This window comes from Pseudomonas lutea (assembly GCF_000759445.1).
Classification (GTDB): Bacteria; Pseudomonadota; Gammaproteobacteria; order Pseudomonadales; family Pseudomonadaceae; genus Aquipseudomonas; species Aquipseudomonas lutea.
In genome coordinates this window covers 125,873-146,880 of record NZ_JRMB01000004.1, presented here as the reverse complement: position 1 = coordinate 146,880, position 21,008 = coordinate 125,873, and the positions used below count along the sequence as shown (strand labels likewise).

Annotated in this window: 25 protein-coding genes; 17 read left to right on the top strand and 8 right to left on the bottom strand. The window is 60.1% G+C overall.

Annotated elements, in window-relative coordinates:
• Positions 1-54 precede the first annotated feature (54 nt).
• The 7 genes from gshB (at position 55) to LT42_RS23420 (ending at position 6,259) form a co-directional block, all read left to right on the top strand.
• Positions 55-1,011, top strand: a complete 957-nt coding sequence (gshB, locus tag LT42_RS23450) for a glutathione synthase (protein WP_037018872.1) — start codon at positions 55-57, stop codon at positions 1,009-1,011.
• A gap of 294 nt (positions 1,012-1,305) precedes the next feature.
• Positions 1,306-2,208 carry an energy transducer TonB gene (locus tag LT42_RS23445; protein WP_037018870.1) on the top strand — a complete coding sequence of 301 codons (903 nt, stop codon included), beginning with the start codon at positions 1,306-1,308 and terminating at the stop codon, positions 2,206-2,208.
• A 156-nt stretch (positions 2,209-2,364) separates the two neighbouring features.
• Positions 2,365-2,934: a YqgE/AlgH family protein gene (locus LT42_RS23440; RefSeq protein ID WP_037018868.1), complete on the top strand. Its 570-nt coding sequence runs from the start codon at positions 2,365-2,367 to the stop codon at positions 2,932-2,934.
• Positions 2,934-3,374 (top strand): Holliday junction resolvase RuvX, encoded by a 441-nt coding sequence (ruvX, locus tag LT42_RS23435; protein WP_037018866.1) that lies wholly within the window; start codon positions 2,934-2,936, stop codon positions 3,372-3,374. Before LT42_RS23440 ends, ruvX begins: the two co-directional genes overlap by 1 nt.
• Positions 3,375-3,452: 78 nt before the next feature.
• A complete protein-coding gene (pyrR, locus tag LT42_RS23430; protein WP_037018864.1) occupies positions 3,453-3,974 on the top strand; it encodes a bifunctional pyr operon transcriptional regulator/uracil phosphoribosyltransferase PyrR in 522 nt (173 codons plus the stop codon).
• Between the two features lie 12 nt (positions 3,975-3,986).
• Entirely contained in the window at positions 3,987-4,991 is a 1,005-nt protein-coding gene (locus tag LT42_RS23425; protein WP_037018862.1) for an aspartate carbamoyltransferase catalytic subunit, read from the top strand.
• The gene (locus LT42_RS23420) at positions 4,988-6,259 is read left to right on the top strand and encodes a dihydroorotase (protein ID WP_037018860.1); all 1,272 of its coding nucleotides are present in this window, start codon (positions 4,988-4,990) and stop codon (positions 6,257-6,259) included. Before LT42_RS23425 ends, LT42_RS23420 begins: the two co-directional genes overlap by 4 nt.
• A gap of 613 nt (positions 6,260-6,872) precedes the next feature.
• On the opposite strand, the gene LT42_RS23415 is transcribed toward LT42_RS23420, so the two are convergent.
• Positions 6,873-7,289, bottom strand: a complete 417-nt coding sequence (locus tag LT42_RS23415; RefSeq protein WP_037018858.1) for an NINE protein — start codon at positions 7,287-7,289, stop codon at positions 6,873-6,875.
• 250 nt (positions 7,290-7,539) lie between these two features.
• Between LT42_RS23415 and LT42_RS23410 the strand changes: the two genes are divergently transcribed.
• Positions 7,540-8,268 (top strand): C40 family peptidase, encoded by a 729-nt coding sequence (locus LT42_RS23410; protein WP_037018856.1) that lies wholly within the window; start codon positions 7,540-7,542, stop codon positions 8,266-8,268.
• A 136-nt stretch (positions 8,269-8,404) separates the two neighbouring features.
• On the opposite strand, the gene LT42_RS23405 is transcribed toward LT42_RS23410, so the two are convergent.
• Complete coding sequence (locus tag LT42_RS23405; RefSeq protein WP_037018854.1) at positions 8,405-9,439, bottom strand: type IV pilus twitching motility protein PilT; 1,035 nt, start codon at positions 9,437-9,439, stop codon at positions 8,405-8,407.
• 54 nt (positions 9,440-9,493) lie between these two features.
• Here LT42_RS23405 and LT42_RS23400 point away from each other — a divergent pair, with 54 nt between their 5' ends.
• The 8 genes from LT42_RS23400 to LT42_RS23365 all read left to right on the top strand — a co-directional run bounded on the left by LT42_RS23400 (position 9,494) and on the right by LT42_RS23365 (position 15,947).
• Positions 9,494-10,180, top strand: a complete 687-nt coding sequence (locus tag LT42_RS23400; protein ID WP_037018852.1) for a YggS family pyridoxal phosphate-dependent enzyme — start codon at positions 9,494-9,496, stop codon at positions 10,178-10,180.
• Positions 10,181-10,204: 24 nt separating this feature from the next.
• Positions 10,205-11,023, top strand: coding sequence for a pyrroline-5-carboxylate reductase (gene proC, locus LT42_RS23395; protein WP_037018850.1), 819 nt, complete (start codon positions 10,205-10,207; stop codon positions 11,021-11,023).
• Between the two features lie 10 nt (positions 11,024-11,033).
• Entirely contained in the window at positions 11,034-11,624 is a 591-nt protein-coding gene (locus tag LT42_RS23390; RefSeq protein WP_037018848.1) for a YggT family protein, read from the top strand.
• Positions 11,625-11,874: 250 nt separating this feature from the next.
• Positions 11,875-13,014 carry a homoserine O-succinyltransferase MetX gene (metX, locus tag LT42_RS23385; protein ID WP_037018846.1) on the top strand — a complete coding sequence of 380 codons (1,140 nt, stop codon included), beginning with the start codon at positions 11,875-11,877 and terminating at the stop codon, positions 13,012-13,014.
• A gap of 7 nt (positions 13,015-13,021) precedes the next feature.
• On the top strand, positions 13,022-13,642 hold the full coding sequence (metW, locus tag LT42_RS23380) for a methionine biosynthesis protein MetW (protein ID WP_037018844.1): 621 nt from the start codon (positions 13,022-13,024) through the stop codon (positions 13,640-13,642).
• A 140-nt stretch (positions 13,643-13,782) separates the two neighbouring features.
• The gene (gene rdgB / locus LT42_RS23375) at positions 13,783-14,391 is read left to right on the top strand and encodes an RdgB/HAM1 family non-canonical purine NTP pyrophosphatase (RefSeq protein ID WP_037019273.1); all 609 of its coding nucleotides are present in this window, start codon (positions 13,783-13,785) and stop codon (positions 14,389-14,391) included.
• Positions 14,388-15,602: a radical SAM family heme chaperone HemW gene (gene hemW / locus LT42_RS23370; RefSeq protein ID WP_037018842.1), complete on the top strand. Its 1,215-nt coding sequence runs from the start codon at positions 14,388-14,390 to the stop codon at positions 15,600-15,602. The genes rdgB and hemW overlap by 4 nt, the downstream gene beginning before the upstream one ends.
• A 21-nt stretch (positions 15,603-15,623) precedes the next feature.
• Positions 15,624-15,947 (top strand): DUF3392 domain-containing protein, encoded by a 324-nt coding sequence (locus LT42_RS23365; RefSeq protein WP_037018839.1) that lies wholly within the window; start codon positions 15,624-15,626, stop codon positions 15,945-15,947.
• 144 nt (positions 15,948-16,091) lie between these two features.
• Here LT42_RS23365 and LT42_RS23360 read toward each other — a convergent pair whose 3' ends face one another.
• The 5 genes from LT42_RS23360 to LT42_RS23340 all read right to left on the bottom strand — a co-directional run bounded on the left by LT42_RS23360 (position 16,092) and on the right by LT42_RS23340 (position 19,089).
• The gene (locus tag LT42_RS23360; RefSeq protein WP_037019270.1) at positions 16,092-16,535 is read right to left on the bottom strand and encodes a hypothetical protein; all 444 of its coding nucleotides are present in this window, start codon (positions 16,533-16,535) and stop codon (positions 16,092-16,094) included.
• Positions 16,536-16,742: 207 nt separating this feature from the next.
• Positions 16,743-17,456, bottom strand: a complete 714-nt coding sequence (gene trmB / locus LT42_RS23355) for a tRNA (guanosine(46)-N7)-methyltransferase TrmB (RefSeq protein WP_037019267.1) — start codon at positions 17,454-17,456, stop codon at positions 16,743-16,745.
• Positions 17,457-17,511: 55 nt separating this feature from the next.
• The gene (locus LT42_RS23350; protein WP_037018837.1) at positions 17,512-18,306 is read right to left on the bottom strand and encodes a thiazole synthase; all 795 of its coding nucleotides are present in this window, start codon (positions 18,304-18,306) and stop codon (positions 17,512-17,514) included.
• Between the two features lie 65 nt (positions 18,307-18,371).
• Entirely contained in the window at positions 18,372-18,587 is a 216-nt protein-coding gene (thiS, locus tag LT42_RS23345; protein WP_338050502.1) for a sulfur carrier protein ThiS, read from the bottom strand.
• Between the two features lie 118 nt (positions 18,588-18,705).
• Positions 18,706-19,089 (bottom strand): DUF423 domain-containing protein, encoded by a 384-nt coding sequence (locus tag LT42_RS23340; protein ID WP_037018835.1) that lies wholly within the window; start codon positions 19,087-19,089, stop codon positions 18,706-18,708.
• A gap of 75 nt (positions 19,090-19,164) precedes the next feature.
• Here LT42_RS23340 and mtgA point away from each other — a divergent pair, with 75 nt between their 5' ends.
• Positions 19,165-19,875, top strand: coding sequence for a monofunctional biosynthetic peptidoglycan transglycosylase (gene mtgA, locus LT42_RS23335; RefSeq protein WP_037019261.1), 711 nt, complete (start codon positions 19,165-19,167; stop codon positions 19,873-19,875).
• Positions 19,876-20,148: 273 nt separating this feature from the next.
• Here mtgA and rpoH read toward each other — a convergent pair whose 3' ends face one another.
• Positions 20,149-21,003: an RNA polymerase sigma factor RpoH gene (rpoH, locus tag LT42_RS23330; RefSeq protein ID WP_037018833.1), complete on the bottom strand. Its 855-nt coding sequence runs from the start codon at positions 21,001-21,003 to the stop codon at positions 20,149-20,151.
• Positions 21,004-21,008 lie beyond the last annotated feature (5 nt).

Genomic DNA, 21,008 nt, shown 5'->3' with positions numbered 1-21,008 from the left:
CCTGACGCCTATTTTCGGCCTGTCGTGGCCATCACCGAGCAGAGGATATTACCCATGAGCATTCGCCTGGGAATCGTCATGGACCCCATCGAGCGCATCTCCTATAAAAAGGACAGCTCGCTGGCCATGCTCCTGGCGGCCCAAGCCCGCGGCTGGTCGTTGTTCTATATGGAACAGCACGATCTGTATCAGGACGCTGGCCAGGCCCGCGCCCGCATGAAACCGCTGAAAGTCTTCGCCGACCCTGCCCACTGGTTTGAACTTGAAGCTGAAGTCGACAGCAGCCTGGACGACCTCGACGTAATCCTGATGCGCAAGGATCCGCCGTTCGACATGGAGTTCGTGTACGCCACCTACTTGCTCGAGCAAGCCGAGCGCGCCGGCGTGCTGGTGGTCAACAAGCCGCAGAGCCTGCGTGACTGCAACGAGAAGCTGTTCGCGACGCTGTTCCCGCAGTGCACGCCGCCCACGCTGGTCAGTCGTCGCGCGGACATCCTGCGAGAGTTCGCGGCCAAGCACGGCGATGTCATTCTCAAACCTCTGGACGGCATGGGCGGCGCATCGATTTTCCGTCACCGCGTCGGCGACCCGAACCTTTCGGTCATCCTGGAAACCCTGACCAAGCACGGCCACGAGCAGATCATGGCGCAAGCGTATCTGCCGGCCATCAAAGACGGCGACAAGCGCATCCTGATGGTTGACGGCGAGCCTGTGCCCTATTGCCTGGCGCGCATTCCGGCCGCCGGTGAAACACGAGGCAACCTGGCCGCTGGCGGGCGAGGCGAGGCGCGCCCCTTGAGCGACCGCGATCGCTGGATCGCTGCCGAGATCGGCCCGACGCTGCGTGAAAAGGGCTTGTTGTTTGTGGGACTGGACGTCATCGGTGAGCACCTGACCGAAATCAACGTCACCAGCCCGACGTGCATCCGTGAAATCGACAACGCGTTCGGGACGGACATCGGCGGGATGTTGATGGACGTGATCGAGAAGAAGCTGCAGGCCCGCGCCTGAGCATCATCCGGCACCGGCGTAATGCTGTTGCCGGCCCTTATTCTGTAGGCGCGCGCTTGCCCGCGAACGCGGTCGGTCAGCTCTGTAGTCGATAGCTGACACACCGCAATCGCGGGCAAGCGCGCTCCTGCAAGCGGGTTGTGTCGTCGTGCAATAGAGCAGGATCGGCACTCCCACTAATCGGCCCGCCCACATCAAACGCCAAGCAAGCGACGACATTGCGTTATCATGCGCGGCCTGAATTTCTGCGTTAGGTGGGTCTGTAATGCTGGCACGTGTGCTGCCGGAGCGTGGATGAACGCTGCGGCCGACGATGATCTCCCCATGTCCCTGACCCGCACCGGCGTGCGCCCGGCCGATCGCCTCGGTTTTACTCTGATGATCGCCGCGCTCGTGCATCTGGCGGTCATCCTCGGCGTGGGTTTCACCTACGTCAAACCCGAGAAAATCAGCCAGACCCTCGAAATCACACTGGCGCCATTCAAGAGCGATACAAAGCCCAAGGATGCTGATTTTCTGGCCCAGCAAAACCAGGAAGGCAGCGGCTCCCTCGACAAGAAAGCGGTGCCCAAAATCACCGAAATCGCACCGTACCAAGACAACCAGATCAACAAAGTCACTCCACCGCCTGCTGCCAAACCAGTGGTGAAGCAGGAGGCGCCCAAGATCGCTGTGGCCACCAAAGCCCCTTCTACGCAAAAGACCGTCGCCAAGCGCGAAGAGGTCAAACCTGAAGAACAGAAGAAAGTCGCGCCGACCATCGACAGCACCCAGTTGAACAGCGAAATCGCCAGCCTTGAAGCCGAGCTCGCCGATGAACAGCAGGCCTACGCCAAGCGACCGAAAATCCACCGTCTGAGCGCCGCTTCGACCATGCGCGACAAGGGCGCCTGGTACAAGGAGGACTGGCGCAAGAAAATCGAGCGCATCGGCAACCTCAATTACCCTGATGAAGCCCGACGCAAACAGGTTTACGGCAGCTTGCGCATGATGGTGTCCATCAATCGGGACGGTTCGCTGTACGAAGTGCTGATTCTGGAATCATCCGGTCAACCGTTGCTGGATCAGGCAGCACAGAAAATTGTTCGGCTGGCAGCTCCTTTTGCGCCATTTACCGGTGACCTGGCAGACATCGACCGCCTCGAGATCATCCGCACGTGGAAGTTTGCGCGCGGGGACAAACTGTCGAGTAACTGATCCTGCACCTCAGTCCCGGGCGCCCTGCTCGCCGGGGCGATTTGCGTCAGCGCCGACGCAACAACAATATGAAACCTGACCTGCGTCGCGATTTATCCGCCCGCTTGTAGGTTCTGCCAGTTGTCACAACAGCACCGCGACGCCACACTAGGGCTCATGAAAAACGTCTCTGCGTCTTACCTCAAACACCAGTTTCTGATCGCCATGCCGCACATGCACGATGAGAACTTCGCTCAGACCTTGACCTACATCGTCGAGCACAATGCCAATGGCGCCATGGGGCTGGTCATCAATCGACCGCAAAGCCTGTCGCTGGCAGACATCCTTGAACAGCTTCGCCCCGAATTGCCGCCGCCCGAGCGGTGCAAGCACATCGCTGTGCACCTCGGTGGCCCGGTGCAAACCGATCGCGGCTTTGTTCTGCACCCTTCCGGTCAGGTGTTCCAGGCCACTGTGGACCTCGGGGGCATTTCGCTGTCGACCTCCCAGGACGTTCTGTTTTCCATCGCAGACGGGTACGGCCCTGATCAAAACCTGATCACCCTCGGCTATGCCGGTTGGGACGCGGGCCAGCTTGAAGCCGAATTTGCCGCCAATGCCTGGCTCAACTGCGCCTTTGATCCGGCGATTCTCTTTGAAGTCGAGAGTGAACAGCGTCTCGACGCTGCAGCGGCCAAATTGGGGATCAACCTCAACTTGCTCACCAGCCAGGCGGGACACGCCTGATGGCCGCACTGCGCCTCTTGCTGGGATTCGATTACGGCACTAAACAGATCGGCGTGGCCGTCGGCCAGGTCATCACCGGCCAGGCCCGCGAGCTGTGCACACTCAAAGCCCAGAACGGCGTCCCGGACTGGGACAAGGTTCAGGCGCTGATCACTGAATGGAAACCCGACGCCATCGTCGTCGGGCTACCGCTGAATATGGACGGTACGCCCAGCGAGATGAGCGCACGCGCCGAGAAGTTTTCGCGCAAGCTCAACGGCCGCTTCAACCTGCCGGTGTATACCCACGACGAACGATTGACCACATTCGAAGCGAAAGGCGAACGTGCCTCCCGCGGCGGCCAGAACGGCAGCTATCGGGATAACCCGGTGGACGCCATTGCCGCAGCGCTTCTGCTGCAAAGCTGGCTTGAAGCCAATACCGCGCTGTTCAATAGCTGATCGACCCAGACTGCAACACATTCGAGTTCTACCCCGCACGCTCGCGCAGCGCACGTCGGGGCACCTGAAGGAGCAACCATGAGCCTGCCAAATCCCGCCGAACTGATCCGCCAGATGGCGACTGATCTCACTGCGCACCTGAACAAACGCGGTATCCAGGAGCCTCGCTTCATTGGTATTCGTACGGGCGGCGTGTGGGTGGCGCAGGCGCTGCTTGAGACCCTGAACAGTCAATCGCCGCTGGGAACACTGGACGTCTCTTTTTACCGAGACGATTTCAGCCAGAACGGCCTGCACCCGCAAGTGCGCCCTTCAGAACTGCCTTTCGAAATTGAAGGCCAGCACCTGGTGCTGATCGATGACGTGCTCATGAGCGGACGCACCATTCGCGCCGCGCTCAACGAACTGTTCGACTATGGCCGTCCGGCCAGCGTAACGCTGGTGTCACTGCTGGATCTGGACGCCGCAGACCTGCCGATTCGGCCGAACGTGACCGGTGCGACCCTGTCACTGGCGCCGAACCAGCGGGTCAAGCTGTCCGGCCCGGCGCCGCTGACGCTTGAGCTGCAAGACCTCTCCACCGATTCCGCCGCCCTCTAAGAGTCCTTTGCGATGACGCCTCTCGACGCCAAGCGCCCGCTGCAACTGAATCATCAGGGCCAGCTGCAACACTTCCTATCGCTCGACGGTTTGCCCCGCGAGCTGCTCACTGAAATCCTCGACACCGCCGACTCGTTTCTTGAAGTCGGCGCGCGAGCGGTGAAAAAAGTCCCGTTGCTGCGTGGCAAAACCGTGTGCAACGTGTTCTTTGAAAACTCGACACGCACCCGCACCACGTTCGAGCTGGCTGCGCAAAGGCTGTCGGCGGACGTCATTACCCTGAACGTATCGACCTCCTCGACCAGCAAGGGCGAGACGCTGTTCGATACGCTGCGCAACCTTGAGGCCATGGCCGCCGACATGTTCGTCGTGCGTCATGGCGACTCCGGAGCCGCGCACTTCATCGCTGAACACGTCAGCCCCCAGGTCGCGATCATCAACGGTGGCGACGGCCGCCACGCTCACCCGACCCAGGGCATGCTGGACATGCTGACCATCCGCCGCCACAAGGGCAATTTCGAAAACCTTTCGGTGGCGATCGTGGGCGACATCCTGCACTCCCGAGTAGCGCGCTCCAACATGATTGCGCTCAAAGCGCTGGGCTGCCCCGACATCCGCGTGGTGGCGCCGAAAACCCTTCTGCCGGTCGGCGTCGAGCAATATGGGGTCAAGGTTTACACCGACTTGAACGAAGGCCTGAAGGACGTCGACGTGGTCATCATGCTGCGCCTGCAGCGCGAGCGCATGTCGGGCGGCCTGCTGCCGAGCGAGGGGGAGTTTTACCGGCTGTTCGGCCTGACCACCGCACGACTGGCCGGTGCCAAGCCCGACGCCATCGTGATGCACCCGGGTCCCATCAACCGGGGCGTGGAGATCGAATCGGCAGTGGCCGACGGGGCCCATTCGGTGATTCTCAACCAGGTGACTTATGGCATTGCGGTGCGCATGGCCGTCCTGTCCATGGCCATGAGTGGCCAAACCGCACAACGTCAGTTCGAGCAGGAGATCGCCCAGTGAAGTTCAGTATCCTCGGCGCGCGCGTCATCGACCCTGCCAGCGGTCTGGATCAAGTTATCGACGTCCATCTTGAAGCAGGCAAGGTGCTAGCCCTCGGCGCGGCACCTGCCGGATTCAGCCCGACGGAAACTATCGATGCCAGCGGATTGATCGCCGCGCCTGGCCTGGTCGATCTCAATGTGTCCCTGCGCGAGCCGGGGTACAGCCGCAAAGGCAATATCGCCAGCGAAACCCGCGCCGCAGCGGCAGGCGGTGTCACCAGCCTCTGCTGCCCGCCCCGTACCAAACCGGTGCTCGACACGTCTGCTGTGGCTGAGCTGATTCTGGACCGTGCCCGCGAGGCAGGCCACAGCAAGGTGTTCCCGATTGGGGCGCTGAGCAAGGGCCTGGAAGGCGAGCAATTGGCCGAGCTTATCGCCCTGCGCGATGCTGGCTGCGTAGCGTTCACCAATGGTCTGGTAAATTTTCGCAGCAACCGCACGCTGTGCCGTGCCCTTGAATACGCGGCAACATTCGACCTGACCGTGATTTTCAGTTCGCAGGATCACGACCTCGCCGAAGGCGGGTTGGCCCATGACGGTCCCACTGCTGCCTTCCTCGGTCTGCCAGGTATTCCGGAAACCGCCGAGACGGTGGCCTTGGCGCGAGACCTGTTGCTGGTTGAGCAAAGCGGTGTGCGCGCGCACTTCACTCAATTGACCAGCGCGCGCGGTGTGACGCTGATCGCTCAGGCTCAGGCACGCGGTCTGCCAGTGACAGCGGATGTCGCGCTGTATCAGCTGATCCTGACCGACGAGGCGCTGACAGGCTTCTCCAGCCTGTATCACGTGCAGCCGCCGCTGCGAACCCGCGCCGACCGCGACGCGCTGCGTGAAGCGGTGAAATCAGGCGTGGTACAAGCGATCTCCAGCCACCATCAGCCGCACGAGCGCGACGCGAAGCTGGCACCATTTGGCGCCACCGAGCCAGGCATCAGCAGCGTGGAGTTGTTGCTGCCACTGGCAATGACGCTGGTCGAAGACGGCCTGCTGGACCTGCCGACGCTGCTGGCGCGCCTCAGTGCAGGTCCCGCCGCTGCGCTGCGCCTGCCCGCCGGCACGCTGACTGCGGGTTCGCCTGCAGACCTGGTGCTGTTTGATCCGGCGGCTTCCACCGTCGCTGGGGAGAAATGGCTGTCCAGAGGCGAGAACTGCCCTTTCCTGGGCCATTGCTTGCCGAGCGCAGTGAGATACACATTTGTGGATGGCCGGGTCAGCTACAACGGTTAAGCGGGATTCAGCTTTTGCAGCGTCTGACCCGACGCATTCGCCAGCAAGCCGGCTCCTACAGTGAAAACGTGTGCATTCTGTAGGTCCGGCTCCAACAGCGAAAACGTGCATTCTGTAGGTCCGGCTCCAACAGCGAAAACGTGCATTCAGCAGGCCCGGTTCACAGTGAAAAATGTGTGCATTGAGTAGGCCGGGCTCGTAGCGTGAAAGCCCTCCCACCCAGCTGTTTCGCCGTCCGAGCCACATCGCTGCGGGATGACGGCCCAACGGGCCAGGCGGTTCAACGGGTCAGGCGGTCCACGAACTGGCGTCCAACATCCCTGAGGTTCCAGTCGTCGCCCGTTGAAGAAACCAAATCCGTAGGAGCCGGCTTGCTGGCGAAACGCGATGGATCAGACACAGCTAATGTGCATGCCCCCCGCGTTCGCCAGCAAGCCGGCTCCTACAGGTTCTTGCGTAGCGCACTACATGTAGGAGCGCGCTTGCCCGCGAAAAATCTACAACGCGTATAGGTGACGCTGACACCCCGCCCCGCCCCGCCCCGCATGCTGCGTGCTGCGTGCTGCGTGCTGCGTGCTGCGTACGATGCCGATCACATGTCCGGCACGCTCATTTACCGACGGCCGTTCTTCACCGATATCTGATCATTGAGAGTCCAGAAGTCGTACAGCACGCCAATCAGCGCCAAGCCGCCTGTCAGCAGGTAAATGATCCCGGTGATCCATTTGCCCTGATACATCCGGTGCACACCGAACACACCCAGAAAGGTCAGCAGGATCCAGGCAAGGCTGTAATCGGTCGAGCCGGCGTTGAATCGCAGGTCAGCCTCTCGATCCATCGCTGGAATCAGAAACAGGTCGATCAGCCAGCCAATGCCCAACAGGCCGAGCGTGAAAAACCAAATCGTCCCCGTGACCGGCTTGCCGTAATAGAAACGGTGAGCACCGGTAAATCCCACAATCCAGAGCAAATACCCCATCACCTTGCTGTGGGTATCGGGGCGTTGAACATCGTGTTGATAGGTGTTCATGAAGGACCTCATCTGCGGCAATAGAAAAAAATATGCGTAAGTTTTGTGACTTTGGTGATGCCGTCCGACGTATGGCTTGAACCTCCTTTCAATCCTGCAACCCCTTGTTCTGCAAGGTCATCAGCACGGTCAAATGACAGTTTGATGGGCGCAACTGACCTCAGGGACAGTAAATTGTTCGACAAGTGGCCTCGGGATTTCGCAAAAAGCTGTTATAAAGTTGCGCGCTGACCAACAAGAGCCCTGCCTAATGCGTCCATTTTTCAAGACATGGCTAACTATTTGCCTATTTATGCCACTGGCCGCCCACGCCACCAATCGTGAGCAAACGCTACCACCGAGCTTCACAGGTTTCACCGCCAGGTCCGAGTCGCCGGAATCCGTTTCACGGAATATCGCTGCCCAACGTGCTGCCATGGCTGCACTGGAACAGACGGCTACTCCACTCGCGACCTCCGGCAAACGAGCGAAAGTCGCTCAGGGAAAATCACGCGGCTCCCGCAAGATTTCGCAGAACACCGTCGCCCTGGCCAATCCGGCACAGATGGGTACCAAGCAGAGCAGCACGGTCGTCAATCGGGCTGTTAATGTCATCGGTACACCTTATCGTTGGGGCGGCACCAGCCCGACAAAAGGGTTCGACTGCAGCGGACTGGTTAAATATGCCTTCAACGACGTGAGCGAAGTCGATTTGCCGCGCACGTCCAACGCCATGGCCGAAGGTCACGGGCAAAAGGTCGACCGCAAGGATTTGAAGCCAGGCGATTTGTTGTTCTTCAACATCAAAAGCCGCCAGGTGAATCACGTTGCGATTTATCTGGGTAACGATCGATTCGTCCACGCACCACGCCGTGGCAAATCGGTGACCATCGATACGCTGAAGAAACCGTACTGGGACAGCCATTACGTGGTTGCCAAGCGCGTGCTGCCAAAACAGCCGCCGAGCCAGAAAGGCACCGTGCGCATCGCCCAGCGTTAAACCCGTTGCGGCTACTGCAGGAAAGCGCTTGCCCGCGATTGCAATCTGTCAGTTGAACCTGCTTGGCTGACCCACCGCAATCGCGAGCAAGCGCGCTCCTGCAAAGCTTTGCTCGTTGATCGTCGTGAGTTGCCCTTTAGAAGTTGTCGGGTGTCTTCGCCTTTTCCCGCGCGCTCTCGCGTGTGATCAGCCCCTTGCTGATCAAGTCCTTCAGGCACATGTCCAGTGTCTGCATCCCCAGCGCTCCCCCGGTTTGAATCGACGAGTACATCTGCGCCACCTTGTCCTCGCGGATCAGGTTTCGGATGGCCGACGTGCCGATCATGATCTCGTGGGCCGCAACCCGCCCTCCGCCGACCTTTTTCAATAGCGCCTGAGAGACGATGGCGTGAAGCGATTCGGAGAGCATCGAGCGGATCATCGACTTCTCCTGGGCCGGGAACACATCCACGATACGGTCGATGCTTTTGGCAGCGGACGTCGTGTGCAACGTGCCAAACACCAGGTGACCGGTTTCGGCCGCGGTGAGGGCCAGGCGAATGGTCTCCAGGTCCCGCAGCTCACCCACCAGAATGACATCCGGGTCTTCACGCAGCGCTGATCGCAATGCTTCGGCAAAGCCGTGGGTGTCCCGGTGAACTTCACGCTGGTTGATCAGGCTTTTCTTGGACTCGTGAACGAATTCGATTGGGTCTTCGATGGTGAGAATGTGGTGATGCTTGTTGCTGTTCAGGTAATCGACCATGGCGGCGAGGGTGGTGGACTTGCCCGAACCCGTCGGGCCCGTGACCAGAACCAGACCACGGGGCACATCGGTAATCTTGCGAAACACTTCGCCCATGCCCAGCTCTTCCATGCTCAGAACCTTCGACGGAATGGTCCGGAACACGGCACCTGCACCGCGATTCTGATTGAAAGCGTTGACCCTGAAGCGCGCAACACCCGGCACCTCGAAGGAAAAGTCTGTCTCCAGGTCTTCCTCAAAGTCCTTGCGCTGCTTGTCGTTCATGATGTCGTAGATCAGCGCCTGAACTTCTTTCTGGTCCAGTGCCGGCAGGTTAATCCGCCGCACATCACCATCGACCCGAATCATCGGTGGCAGGCCGGCAGAGAGATGCAAGTCCGACGCGCCTTGCTTGGCACTGAAGGCCAGCAGCTCGGTAATATCCATACAGCTCCTCATCACATAGAATGCCGCAGACCTTAGCCCTGCTGGCGCAAATCAATGTCCACGATAGCAGAGAACATTTCAACGCTCGGCGAGCGAATTCGCGACGCAGCGCAGGCCGTTCAGCGCGATCCGGCGTCCATTGGCCTGTTGGCGGTGAGCAAGACCAAGCCGGCGAGCGATCTGCGTGAAGCCTACGACGCAGGCCTGCGCGATTTTGGTGAAAACTACCTTCAGGAGGCCCTCGGCAAACAGGCCGAGCTGGCTGACCTGCCTCTGATCTGGCATTTCATCGGCCCCATCCAGTCCAATAAAACTCGCGCCATCGCCGAGAACTTTGATTGGGTGCATTCGGTGGATCGGCTGAAAATCGCACAACGACTGTCTGAACAGCGTCCGCCCGCACTACCGCCGCTGAACATCTGCATTCAGGTCAACGTCAGTGGCGAAGCCAGCAAATCCGGCTGCAGCCCTGAAGACCTGCCAGCACTCGCCCAAGCCATCAACGCGCTGCCCAACCTTACGTTGCGCGGCTTGATGGCCATTCCAGAACCCACCGATGACCGCGACGAACAGAATGCTTCGTTCGCCGCGGTCAGCACGTTGCAGGCGCAGCTCGGCCTGCCGCTGGACACGCTCTCCATGGGCATGAGCCACGACCTGGAGGCCGCGATCGCACAGGGCGCGACCTGGGTGCGGATCGGCACGGCCCTCTTTGGCGCCCGCAACTATGGGCAGCCCTAACCCTTGCCCCACAGGAAACCGTTCATGAGCAAAACCCGTATCGCGTTCATCGGCGCCGGCAACATGGCAGCCAGCCTGATTGGCGGCATGCGCGCCCAAGGCGTCGAGGCTGACCTGATTCGCGCCAGTGACCCCGGCGCAGAAACCCGCGAGCGCGTGGCGCTGGAGCATGGCATCAAGGTGGTCGCCGACAACGCAGAGGCGATTGAGGGCGCCGATGTGGTGCTGCTCGCGGTCAAGCCGCAAATGATGAAAACCGTGTGCGAAGCACTGAAGCCGGCACTCAAGCCTCATCAATTGATCGTCTCCATCGCTGCCGGTATCACCTGCGCCAGCATGCGTGCATGGCTGGGCGAGCAACCTTTGGTGCGCTGCATGCCGAACACGCCCGCGCTGCTGCGCCAGGGTGTCAGTGGGCTGTATGCCACAGCCGAGGTAACCCAGGCACAGCGCGAACAGGCCGAGACGTTGCTGTCCGCCGTCGGCATTGCGCTGTGGGTTGAACAGGAAGCCCATATCGATGCGGTGACAGCCGTGTCGGGCAGCGGCCCGGCGTATTTCTTTCTGCTCATTGAAGCCATGACAGCGGCAGGCGTGAAGCTTGGGCTGCCGGCGGAGGTGGCCAGCAAACTCACGCTGCAAACCGCCTTGGGCGCGGCCCTCATGGCCACTGGCAGCGACGTCGATGCTGCCGAACTGCGTCGTCGTGTGACCTCGCCTGCAGGCACCACCGAAGCAGCCATAAAATCATTTCAGGCTGACGGGTTTGAAGCCATCGTGGAGAAAGCGCTGGGCGCCGCCGCGCATCGCTCCGCCGAACTCGCCAAACAGCTGGGCAAATAAGGAGCCATTCATGCATGCACTCACCGGCGCTACGATCTTCGTCATCCAGACGCTCATCAGCCTGTACCTGACCATCGTCCTGTTGCGCTTTGTGCTGCAACTGGTCAAAGCCAACTTCTACAACCCGCTTTGCCAGTTTGCAGTGCGTGCGACCCAGCCGTTGCTCAAGCCGATCCGTCGGATCGTCCCGAGCGTCTTCGGCCTGGACACGTCCTCGCTGCTGCTGGCCATCATCATCCAGGCGCTGTTGATGGCCTTCGTGCTGATGATGACCTACGGCACCATTGGGGATGTCCCGCACTTGTTGATGTGGTCAATCATCGGCATCACGTCGCTGCTGCTGAAGATTTTCTGGGTGGCAATGATCATCATGGTCATCGTGTCGTGGATTGCACCCGGCAGCCACAACCCGGCGGCCGAGCTTGCCTATCAGATCAGCGAGCCGATTCTGGCGCCATTCCGCCGCATCATCCCGAACCTGGGAGGCCTGGATATCTCGCCGATCTTCGCGTTCCTGGCCATTCAGGTGCTGCAGTCTTACGTCATGCCTGAGCTGGCCGCCTATGCCGGCATGCCGCAGGAGCTGTGGCGGCTGATTTAAACGCTGCACCTTGCCCCTGTTGACGTCACCGTCAGGTTAATAGCCTGGCGTGGAACAGGTGTAGGAGCGCGCTTGCCCGCGAAAGCGTCGGAACATCCCACACGGTCATGTCCGATCTACCGCAATCGCGGGCAAGCGCGCCTCTATACAGAAGCGGTCCGGACCCGATCGCCAAGTAATGGCGGGACTTTGTTGCCGCACCCCACCGCGATCTTTAGACTTACGCCTCATTTCAGCGAGAGCAGGGTCGATGTCCACGGTCTTTCCCAAAGATTCTGTCGGTCTAGTCACGCCGCAAACGGCTCACTTCAGTGACCCGCTGGCCCTGGCCTGCGGACGTTCGCTGCCTGCCTACGACCTCGTTTACGAAACCTACGGTCAACTGAACGCCGCGAAAAGCAATGCGGTGCTGATCTGCCATGCGCTTTCGGGTCACCACCATGCCGCCGGCTACCACAGCGAAGAAGACCGCAAGCCAGGGTGGTGGGACAGTTGCATCGGCCCCGGCAAGCCCATCGACACGAACACGTTCTTCGTCGTGAGCCTGAATAATTTAGGCGGCTGTAATGGCTCCACCGGCCCCAGCAGCATCAACCCGGAAACCGGCAGGCCGTTCGGCGCAGACTTTCCGGTGCTGACCGTCGAAGACTGGGTCCACAGCCAGGCGCGTCTGGCCGACCGGCTGGGTGTCGATCAGTGGGCCGCCATTGTCGGCGGCAGCCTGGGCGGCATGCAGGCGCTGCAATGGACGATTACCTATCCCGAGCGCGTGCGTCATTGCCTGGCGATTGCGTCGGCGCCCAAGCTGTCGGCGCAGAACATCGCCTTTAACGAAGTCGCACGTCAGGCGATCCTCACCGATCCGGAATTCCACGGCGGCTCGTTTCAGGAACACGGGGTAATCCCCAAGCGCGGCCTGATGCTGGCCCGCATGGTCGGGCACATCACTTACCTCTCGGATGACTCGATGGGTGAGAAATTCGGCCGCGGCCTGAAGAATGAAAACCTCAACTACGACTTTCACAGCGTCGAGTTTCAAGTCGAGAGCTACCTGCGTTATCAAGGCGAGGAATTCTCGGGGCGTTTCGACGCCAATACCTACCTGCTGATGACAAAGGCGCTGGACTACTTCGACCCGGCAGCCAACTTCAACGACGATCTTGCCGCCACGTTCGCCAACGTCAGCGCGAGGTTCTGTGTGATGTCGTTTACCACCGATTGGCGCTTCTCCCCCGCCCGTTCACGCGAGCTGGTCGACGCGCTGATGGCTGCCAAAAAAGACGTCTGTTATCTGGAGATCGATGCGCCTCAGGGCCACGATGCGTTCCTGATGCCGATTCCGCGCTATTTGCAGGCGTTCTCCAGCTACATGAATCGAATTCCACTCTGAGGACACCATGAGAGCCGACCTGGAAATCATCCAAGACTGGATACCGGCAGGCAGCCGTGTGCTCGACCTCGGCTGTGGCGACGGCGAATTGCTCGCCTGGCTGCAGCAGCACAAGCAAGTCACCGGTTACGGGCTGGAAAACGACGCAGATAACATTGCGCGTTGCGTCGCGCGTGGCGTGAACGTCATCGAGCAGGATCTGGATAAAGGCCTGGGCAACTTCGCCAGCAACAGCTTCGACGTGGTGGTCATGACCCAGGCCCTGCAGGCCGTGCATTACCCCGACCGAATTCTTGACGAAATGCTGCGCGTGGGCCGCCAGTGCATTATCACGTTCCCGAACTTCGGCCACTGGCGTTGCCGCTGGTACCTGGCAAGCAAGGGACGCATGCCGGTTTCCGAATTTTTGCCTTACACGTGGTACAACACGCCCAACATCCACTTCTGCACCTTCGAGGATTTCGAAGAACTGTGTCGCGGTCGCTCGGCGAAGGTCATTGATCGTCTCGCGGTGGACCAACAGCATCGGCACGGTTGGGCCAGCAAGTTGTGGCCTAATCTGTTGGGAGAAATCGGCATTTACCGAGTCAGCAGCCCAGGTTTGCAGGACCATCAGATCGCCGTCTGAGTGCATGCCGCAAGAAGGCCCCAGCAAGAATGATCATCGCTCGTCCAGCGTCAACGGCCCCGCTCCAGAACTGACGGGCACCTGCGATGCCACGGGCTCAGCTTCAATCAGCAGATTCACGCAGCGACTTTCACGGACTTATCATGAACCTCACCCAGCTCGTACTGGCCAGCCATAACGCCGGCAAACTCAAAGAACTTCAGGCCATGCTCGGCGCCAACGTTCAGCTGCGCTCCATCGGTGAATTCAGCAGCGTTGAGCCCGAGGAAACCGGGCTGTCGTTCGTCGAGAACGCTATTCTCAAGGCGCGTAATGCTGCGCGCATTTCAGGTCTGCCGGCGCTGGCGGACGACTCGGGGCTGGCCGTGGATTACCTCGGCGGCGCGCCCGGCATCTATTCGGCGCGTTACGCCGATGGCCAGGGCGATGCGGCGAACAATGCCAAATTGCTGGACGCCCTCAAGGACGTTCCCGCTGACGAACGCAGCGCCCAGTTCGTGTGCGTTCTGGCACTGGTGCGTCACGCCGACGACCCGCTGCCGATTCTCTGCGAAGGCCTGTGGCATGGGCGCATCCTCACCGCCGCCAGCGGCGAGCACGGCTTCGGTTACGATCCGCTGTTCTGGGTGCCAGAGCGCGACTGCTCCAGCGCCGAACTCACTCCCGCCGACAAGAACCAGATCAGTCACCGCGCTCGCGCCATGGCCCTCCTGCTTCAGCGTCTGGGGTTGAGCGCGGATCAACAATGACTCAGGACGCCACCACCCGGCCGCTGATTCTCGGCGCGGCCGGTTTCTCCTCGGAGCAACCGCGTGCGCCACTTGCCGAGCTTGCGCCGCTGTCGCTGTACATCCACATTCCGTGGTGCGTACGCAAATGCCCGTATTGCGATTTCAATTCCCATACGGCAAGCCCGGTATTGCCCGAGCAGGAATACATTGACGCGCTGCTGGCCGATCTCGATCAGGATCTGCCCCACGTTTATGGACGAGAACTCAGCACGATTTTCTTCGGTGGCGGCACGCCCAGCCTGTTCAGCGCCAACGCGCTAGGTCGCCTGTTGCGTGGGGTGGAGCAACGCATCCGCTTTGCCCCGGACATCGAGATAACGCTGGAGGCCAACCCGGGCACCTTCGAGCAGGAGAAATTCAGCGCCTACCGAAGCCTGGGCATCAATCGGCTGTCCATCGGCATTCAGAGTTTCCAGGAAGCCAAACTCAAGGCGCTGGGGCGTATTCATAATGGCGATGAGGCTGTGCGCGCTGCGGGCATGGCGCGTCAGGCAGGGTTCGATAACTTCAATCTGGACCTGATGCATGGCCTGCCGGACCAGTCGCAAGACGATGCGCTGAGCGACCTGCGTCAGGCGATCGCCCTCGCACCCACGCACCTGTCCTGGTATCAGCTGACACTTGAGCCAAACACAGTGTTCTGGAATCAGCCGCCCGTGCTGCCGGAAGACGACATTCTTTGGGATATCCAAGAGGCCGGTCAGACACTGCTTCGGGAAAACGGCTACGCCCAGTACGAAGTGTCCGCTTATGCACAGGCGGGACGCGAAGCCCGGCACAACCTGAATTACTGGAGCTTTGGTGATTTCATCGGGATTGGCGCCGGCGCCCATGGCAAGCTCAGCCACCCGGATGGGCGCATCATTCGCACCTGGAAAACCCGGCTACCGAAGGACTACCTCAATCCTGCGAAGGCATTCCAGGCAGGGGAAAAACTGTTGCCTCTGGATGAAATGCCCTTCGAATTCCTGATGAACGCGTTGCGCCTGACAAAAGGCGTGGACGCTGCGTTATTTCAGCGCCGCACCGGTCTAAGCGTCGATTCGCTGGCCAGCGCCCGTCTTGAGGCGGAACAACGCGGCTTGCTGGAGACCGATTCGTCAAGGCTGGTGGCGACCGCTCGAGGCCAGTTATTCCTCAACGACCTGCTGCAGCACTTTCTCCTGTAACGCTCACACTAAGGACACTGAATGGATTTTGTACTCGAACTGCTGGCCACCGTCTCGCGCTGGAGTCGCAGCAATTTGTCGGAAATCGCCCTGGCGTTGGTGGGCTGCCTGCTGATTCTGTTCGGAACCGACATCAAGGGGTGGATCGAGGGCCGTATCGGCAGCTTCGCCGGCGCATTGCGCATTCCCATCATGGCGCTGCTATGCACCATCGGCAGTGGCGCTGCGTTGATCTATGCGACGCCGTGGGTAGTCCGCGGGCTGAGCCAGTTCAACAACTACAGCCTGGCGCCCGTCCTGGTGGTAGTGCTGGTGTTGATTGGGGTTGTGGCAGACCGCAAGTAGTAGATCGAGGCATGAACCGCACCTGCGAGTGAGGGCCTGGCGGCACAGGGGCGGCCCGCAATTACGCAAAAACGCCCTGCTCGCGATGCGAGAAGGGCGCTCTTCAAGAATCACACTTCGCTGTAGCCAAGTGCGATCAATCCATCAGCGAATGCTCTGGATGCTGCCTTTGTTGCCGGTCACTTTCACGTTCACCTTTTTGAAGATGAAGTAGTCGTTGACGGTCACTTCGTAACGCGGCGCAACGATCAAATCCGATCCGGACGACTTCACGGCTTTGAATGCTGCAGCCGCTTTGGTGGACGAGATAGGGTCCGGCAGAGGAAGGCCGATGCCGCCACCGCCGCTCGCGCCGCCATAGGTCACGCCGTCGGCAAACTGCGTGTCGCCACCGATGTTCAGCCAGCCAAACAGGACATTGGTAGAGGACTCGCCGCTGATGGCTTCACCGACCTTCACGTCAGCCTTCAGATCAGTCTTCACGTCGCCGGACAGCGAAGCGCTTGGCTGGCTGACGTTGTAGCTGACGCAGCCGCTGGTGGTCGCAATCAGCGTGGCGATCGCAGCCATTTGCCAAAACTTGTTCATCTTCATTCCTCGTCATCAATATTGATATATGCAACGGCGGGGACTATGAAGATCGATATTGAAATTGGATGTCGGACGATTCCGAAGACTTTGTAGCCTTGGTAGGAAGAACTGGAAAGGTGGGTCAGACAAGAGGAGTAGCAGCTGCATTTTGCTGCAAAAGATCAGGAGCAGCCGCAATTCGGGCTGCTCCTGATCAGAAAGTGATCAGGCAAGCTTCTCGAACTTCAGATCCCAGACCCCGTGACCGAGGCGCTCGCCACGTCGCTCGAACTTGGTGATCGGACGTTCCGCAGGACGCGGAACGCACTTGCCGTCTTCGGCCAGATTGCGATAACCCGGCGCGACATTCATCACTTCCAGCATGTACTCGGCATAGGGTTCCCAGTCGGTTGCCATGTGCAGCACGCCGCCCGGCTTGAGCTTGGTGCGCACCAGTTCGGCGAATTCGGCCTGGACGATCCGACGCTTGTGATGACGCGCCTTGTGCCACGGGTCCGGGAAGAACAGCATCAAGCGGTCGAGGCTGTTGTCCGCGACGCAACGGTTAAGCACTTCGATGGCATCGCAGTCGTAGACGCGCAGGTTGGTGAGACCCTGCGTGATAACGCCGTTGAGCAAGGCGCCGACGCCAGGACGATGCACTTCGACGCCGATGAAATCGTGCTCTGGCGAGGCGGCTGCCATCTCCAGCAAGGAGTGGCCCATGCCGAACCCGATCTCAAGGGTGCGCGGAGCCGAGCGTCCGAATACCTGATCGAAGTCCACAGGGGCGTCAGCCAGCGGCAGCACGAAAAGGGGCTTGCCCTGATCCAGACCGCGCTGCTGGCCTTCGGTCATGCGACCAGCGCGCATCACGAAGCTCTTGATACGCCGGTGATGGCTGTCATCGCCTGTGGCTTCGGCGTTTTCGTCATTCATCACTTCGTCGTCGGGAAGCGGGTCGGGCGTGTGCGAATCAGTCATCAACGGGCTCTTACTTGATCAGACCATCCAGCGGCGAGGATGCGCTGGCATAGAGTTTCTTGGGCATACGGCCGGCCAGATAAGCCATGCGGCCGGCCAGAATCGCGTGTTTCATGGCCTCGGCCATCAAAACCGGTTGTTGGGCGTGGGCGATGGCCGAGTTCATCAGCACCGCTTCGCAGCCCAGTTCCATGGCGATGGTGGCGTCGGAAGCAGTGCCGACGCCGGCATCCACCAGGACGGGGACTTTCGACTCCTCAAGGATGATCTGCAGGTTGTACGGATTGCAGATCCCCAGCCCGGTGCCAATCAGCCCTGCGAGCGGCATGACCGCGCAACAGCCGATTTCGGCGAGCTGGCGGGCAATGATCGGGTCGTCGCTGGTGTACACCATGACGTCGAAGCCGTCCTTGACCAGCGTCTCGGCTGCTTTGAGGGTTTCGATGACATTGGGGAACAGAGTCTTCTGGTCCGCGAGGACTTCAAGCTTGACCAGGTTGTGGCCGTCGAGCAGTTCACGGGCCAGGCGGCATGTGCGCACGGCTTCGATGGCGTCGTAGCACCCGGCGGTGTTCGGCAGAATGGTGTAACGGTCGGGTGGCAGTACGTCGAGCAGGTTCGGTTCGGCCGGGTTCTGGCCCAGATTGGTCCGGCGCACGGCAACGGTGACGATCTCGGCGCCCGAGGCCTCGATAGCGAGGCGAGTCTGTTCCATGTCTCTGTACTTGCCAGTGCCGACCAGCAGGCGCGACTGGAAAGTACGACCGGCCACGGTGAACGGCTTGTCGCTGCGAACATTGCTCATCGGGAATCCTCTTTACGGTTGAGGGGCTTGCAGTGTGTGCGTGTCAGGCCGTTGGCGGTTGCGATCTAGCCGCCGCCGATGGCGTGCACCACTTCGACCTGGTCGCCCTCGGTCAGCGTCGTGGAGACATGCTGGCTGCGCGGGACGATGTCCATATTGAGCTCGACGGCGACCCGGCGCCCGGTCAGATCCAGACGTGTCAGCAATGCCGAGACGGTCTCGCCGTCGGGCACCTCAAAGGATTCACCGTTCAACTGAATGCGCATGCGATTGGCAGCCATCATTTTAGGGGGGAGCATTCTAGCCCGATCAGCCGGTATGACCAAGGCAAAGCCACGCCATTCGTCTCAGGCGCGGCCGATGCCCAGGCTGTGATGCCTGGACGTTGCACGGGGGCTATCAGAGCGTGTCGAGGCCCAGCCGCCAGGCTGTCCAGCCGAGAATGGCCCAGCCGATCAGGAAAAACAGGCCGCCAAAAGGAGTGATGATTCCCAGCTTGCTCGCACCGGTCAGCGTCATGAGATAGAGGCTACCGGAAAACAGGATGATGCCCAGCGTGAACGCTATGCCTGCGTAGGTAACGAGACGGCCCTGAATCTGCATCGCCAGCAGCGCAACCCCGAATATCGCCAGTGCATGAATGAGCTGATAAAGCACGCCCGTGTGGAAGACTGCCAGATACTCGGGAGTCAGACGGTTTTTCAACCCATGGGCCGCGAAGGCGCCCAGGGCGACCCCGGTAAAGCCAAAGAACGCGGACAGCATCAGAAAGGTTCGTAACATGTACAACTCCAGGCAGGTTCGATGACGCGTGGTCTGTATAATGGCCCGCTCAACCGGTTCGGCAAAGCCCTCTCTATGCTGCAGTTATTACTTCGACGTGTCGCCAAAGGCCTGCTCTGGTTCGCAGCGACGAGTGTCGTGCTGGTTCTGATTTTTCGCTGGGTCCCTCCTCCGTTTACCGCACTGATGGTCGAGCGCAAAATTGAATCCTGGTTCAACGGCCAGCCGATCGACCTGCAGCGCGACTGGCAATCGTGGGACAACCTCTCCGACGATCTAAAGCTCGCCGTCATTGCCGGCGAAGACCAAAAGTTCGCCGAGCATTGGGGCTTCGATATTGACGCCATACAGGCAGCACTGGTTCACAACGAGCAGGGCGGCTCGCTGCGCGGGGCCAGCACGTTGAGCCAGCAGGTGTCCAAAAACCTCTTTTTATGGTCAGGCCGCAGCTACTTCCGAAAGGGCCTTGAAGCCTGGTTCACCGCGCTGATTGAAGTGTTCTGGTCCAAGCAGCGCATCCTTGAGGTGTACCTCAACAGTGTGGAATGGGACGACGGCGTTTTCGGCGCACAGGCCGCCGCGCAGCACCACTTTCACGTTAACGCCTCTCAGCTTTCGAACCAGCAAGCCAGCTATCTGGCCGCCGTTCTGCCCAATCCTCGTGAATGGAGCGCCAGCCACCCGAGCAGTTACGTGTCGCGCCGGGCGGGCTGGATCCGTCAGCAGATGCGCCAGTTGGGCGGGGATGAGTATTTGACGGGGCTGAACCACAGTCGCAGGTGGTAGCTGAAAATCCGGTCGGGTGCCGACTCGCTGTAAAAGCGCCTCGCCCGGGAACGCTTCATACGGCCCGTCACCTACTTAACTGACGCACCCCAATCCTTGTAGGAGCCGGCTTTCTGGCGAACACATCCGCTCAGGCATCCGCAGTGAATGCCAGATCAGGTTCGCCAGCAAGCCGGCTCCTACAGATAGCATCTGGTGCTGCCAGGTTTAGCGCCGCACCACAAACAAAAACGCCCCGATCATCTCGGGGCGTTTTGCGTTTCGTCGCAGCAATCAGGCAGCGATTGAGAGCTTCAGCTTGTTCATCGCACTCTTTTCGAGTTGGCGAATCCGCTCTGCGGATACGTTGTACTTCTCGGCGAGATCGTGCAGCGTCGCTTTTTCCTCGGCCAGCCAGCGCTGGTAAAGAATGTCGCGACTACGGTCGTCGAGCACGTTCAACGCTTCGTGCAGGTTAGCCGTCGAGCTATCGGTCCAGTCGGAATCTTCCAGCTGACGCGCCGGATCGTAACGATGGTCTTCCAGATAATTGGCTGGCGACTGGAACGCGCTGTCGTCGTCGGCTTCGGCCGCCGGGTCAAACGCCATGTCGTGGCCAGTCAAGCGGCTTTCCATCTCACGCACTTCGCGAGGTTCGACGCCAAGGCTTTCCGCGACGCGATGCACTTCCTCGTTGTTCAGCCACGCAAGGCGCTTTTTCTGGCTGCGCAGGTTGAAGAACAGCTTGCGCTGGGCCTTGGTGGTCGCGACCTTCACGATGCGCCAGTTGCGCAGAATGAACTCGTGAATTTCGGCCTTGATCCAGTGCACTGCAAAGGAGACCAGACGAACACCCATTTCAGGGTTGAAGCGTTTAACGGCCTTCATGAGGCCGACGTTACCTTCCTGGATCAGGTCAGCCTGAGCCAGTCCATAACCGGAATAACTGCGTGCGATATGCACGACAAATCGCAGGTGGGCGAGCACCATCTGCCGAGCCGCCCCTAAATCCTGCTCGTAATAGAGACTCTCGGCCAGTTCACGCTCCTGCTCAGGCGTCAGCAATGGAATGCTGTTTACCGTGTGCACATAGGCTTCCAGGTTTGCACCCGGAACCAAGGCATACGCAGGTTGCAAAGAAGTGGTCATACGAA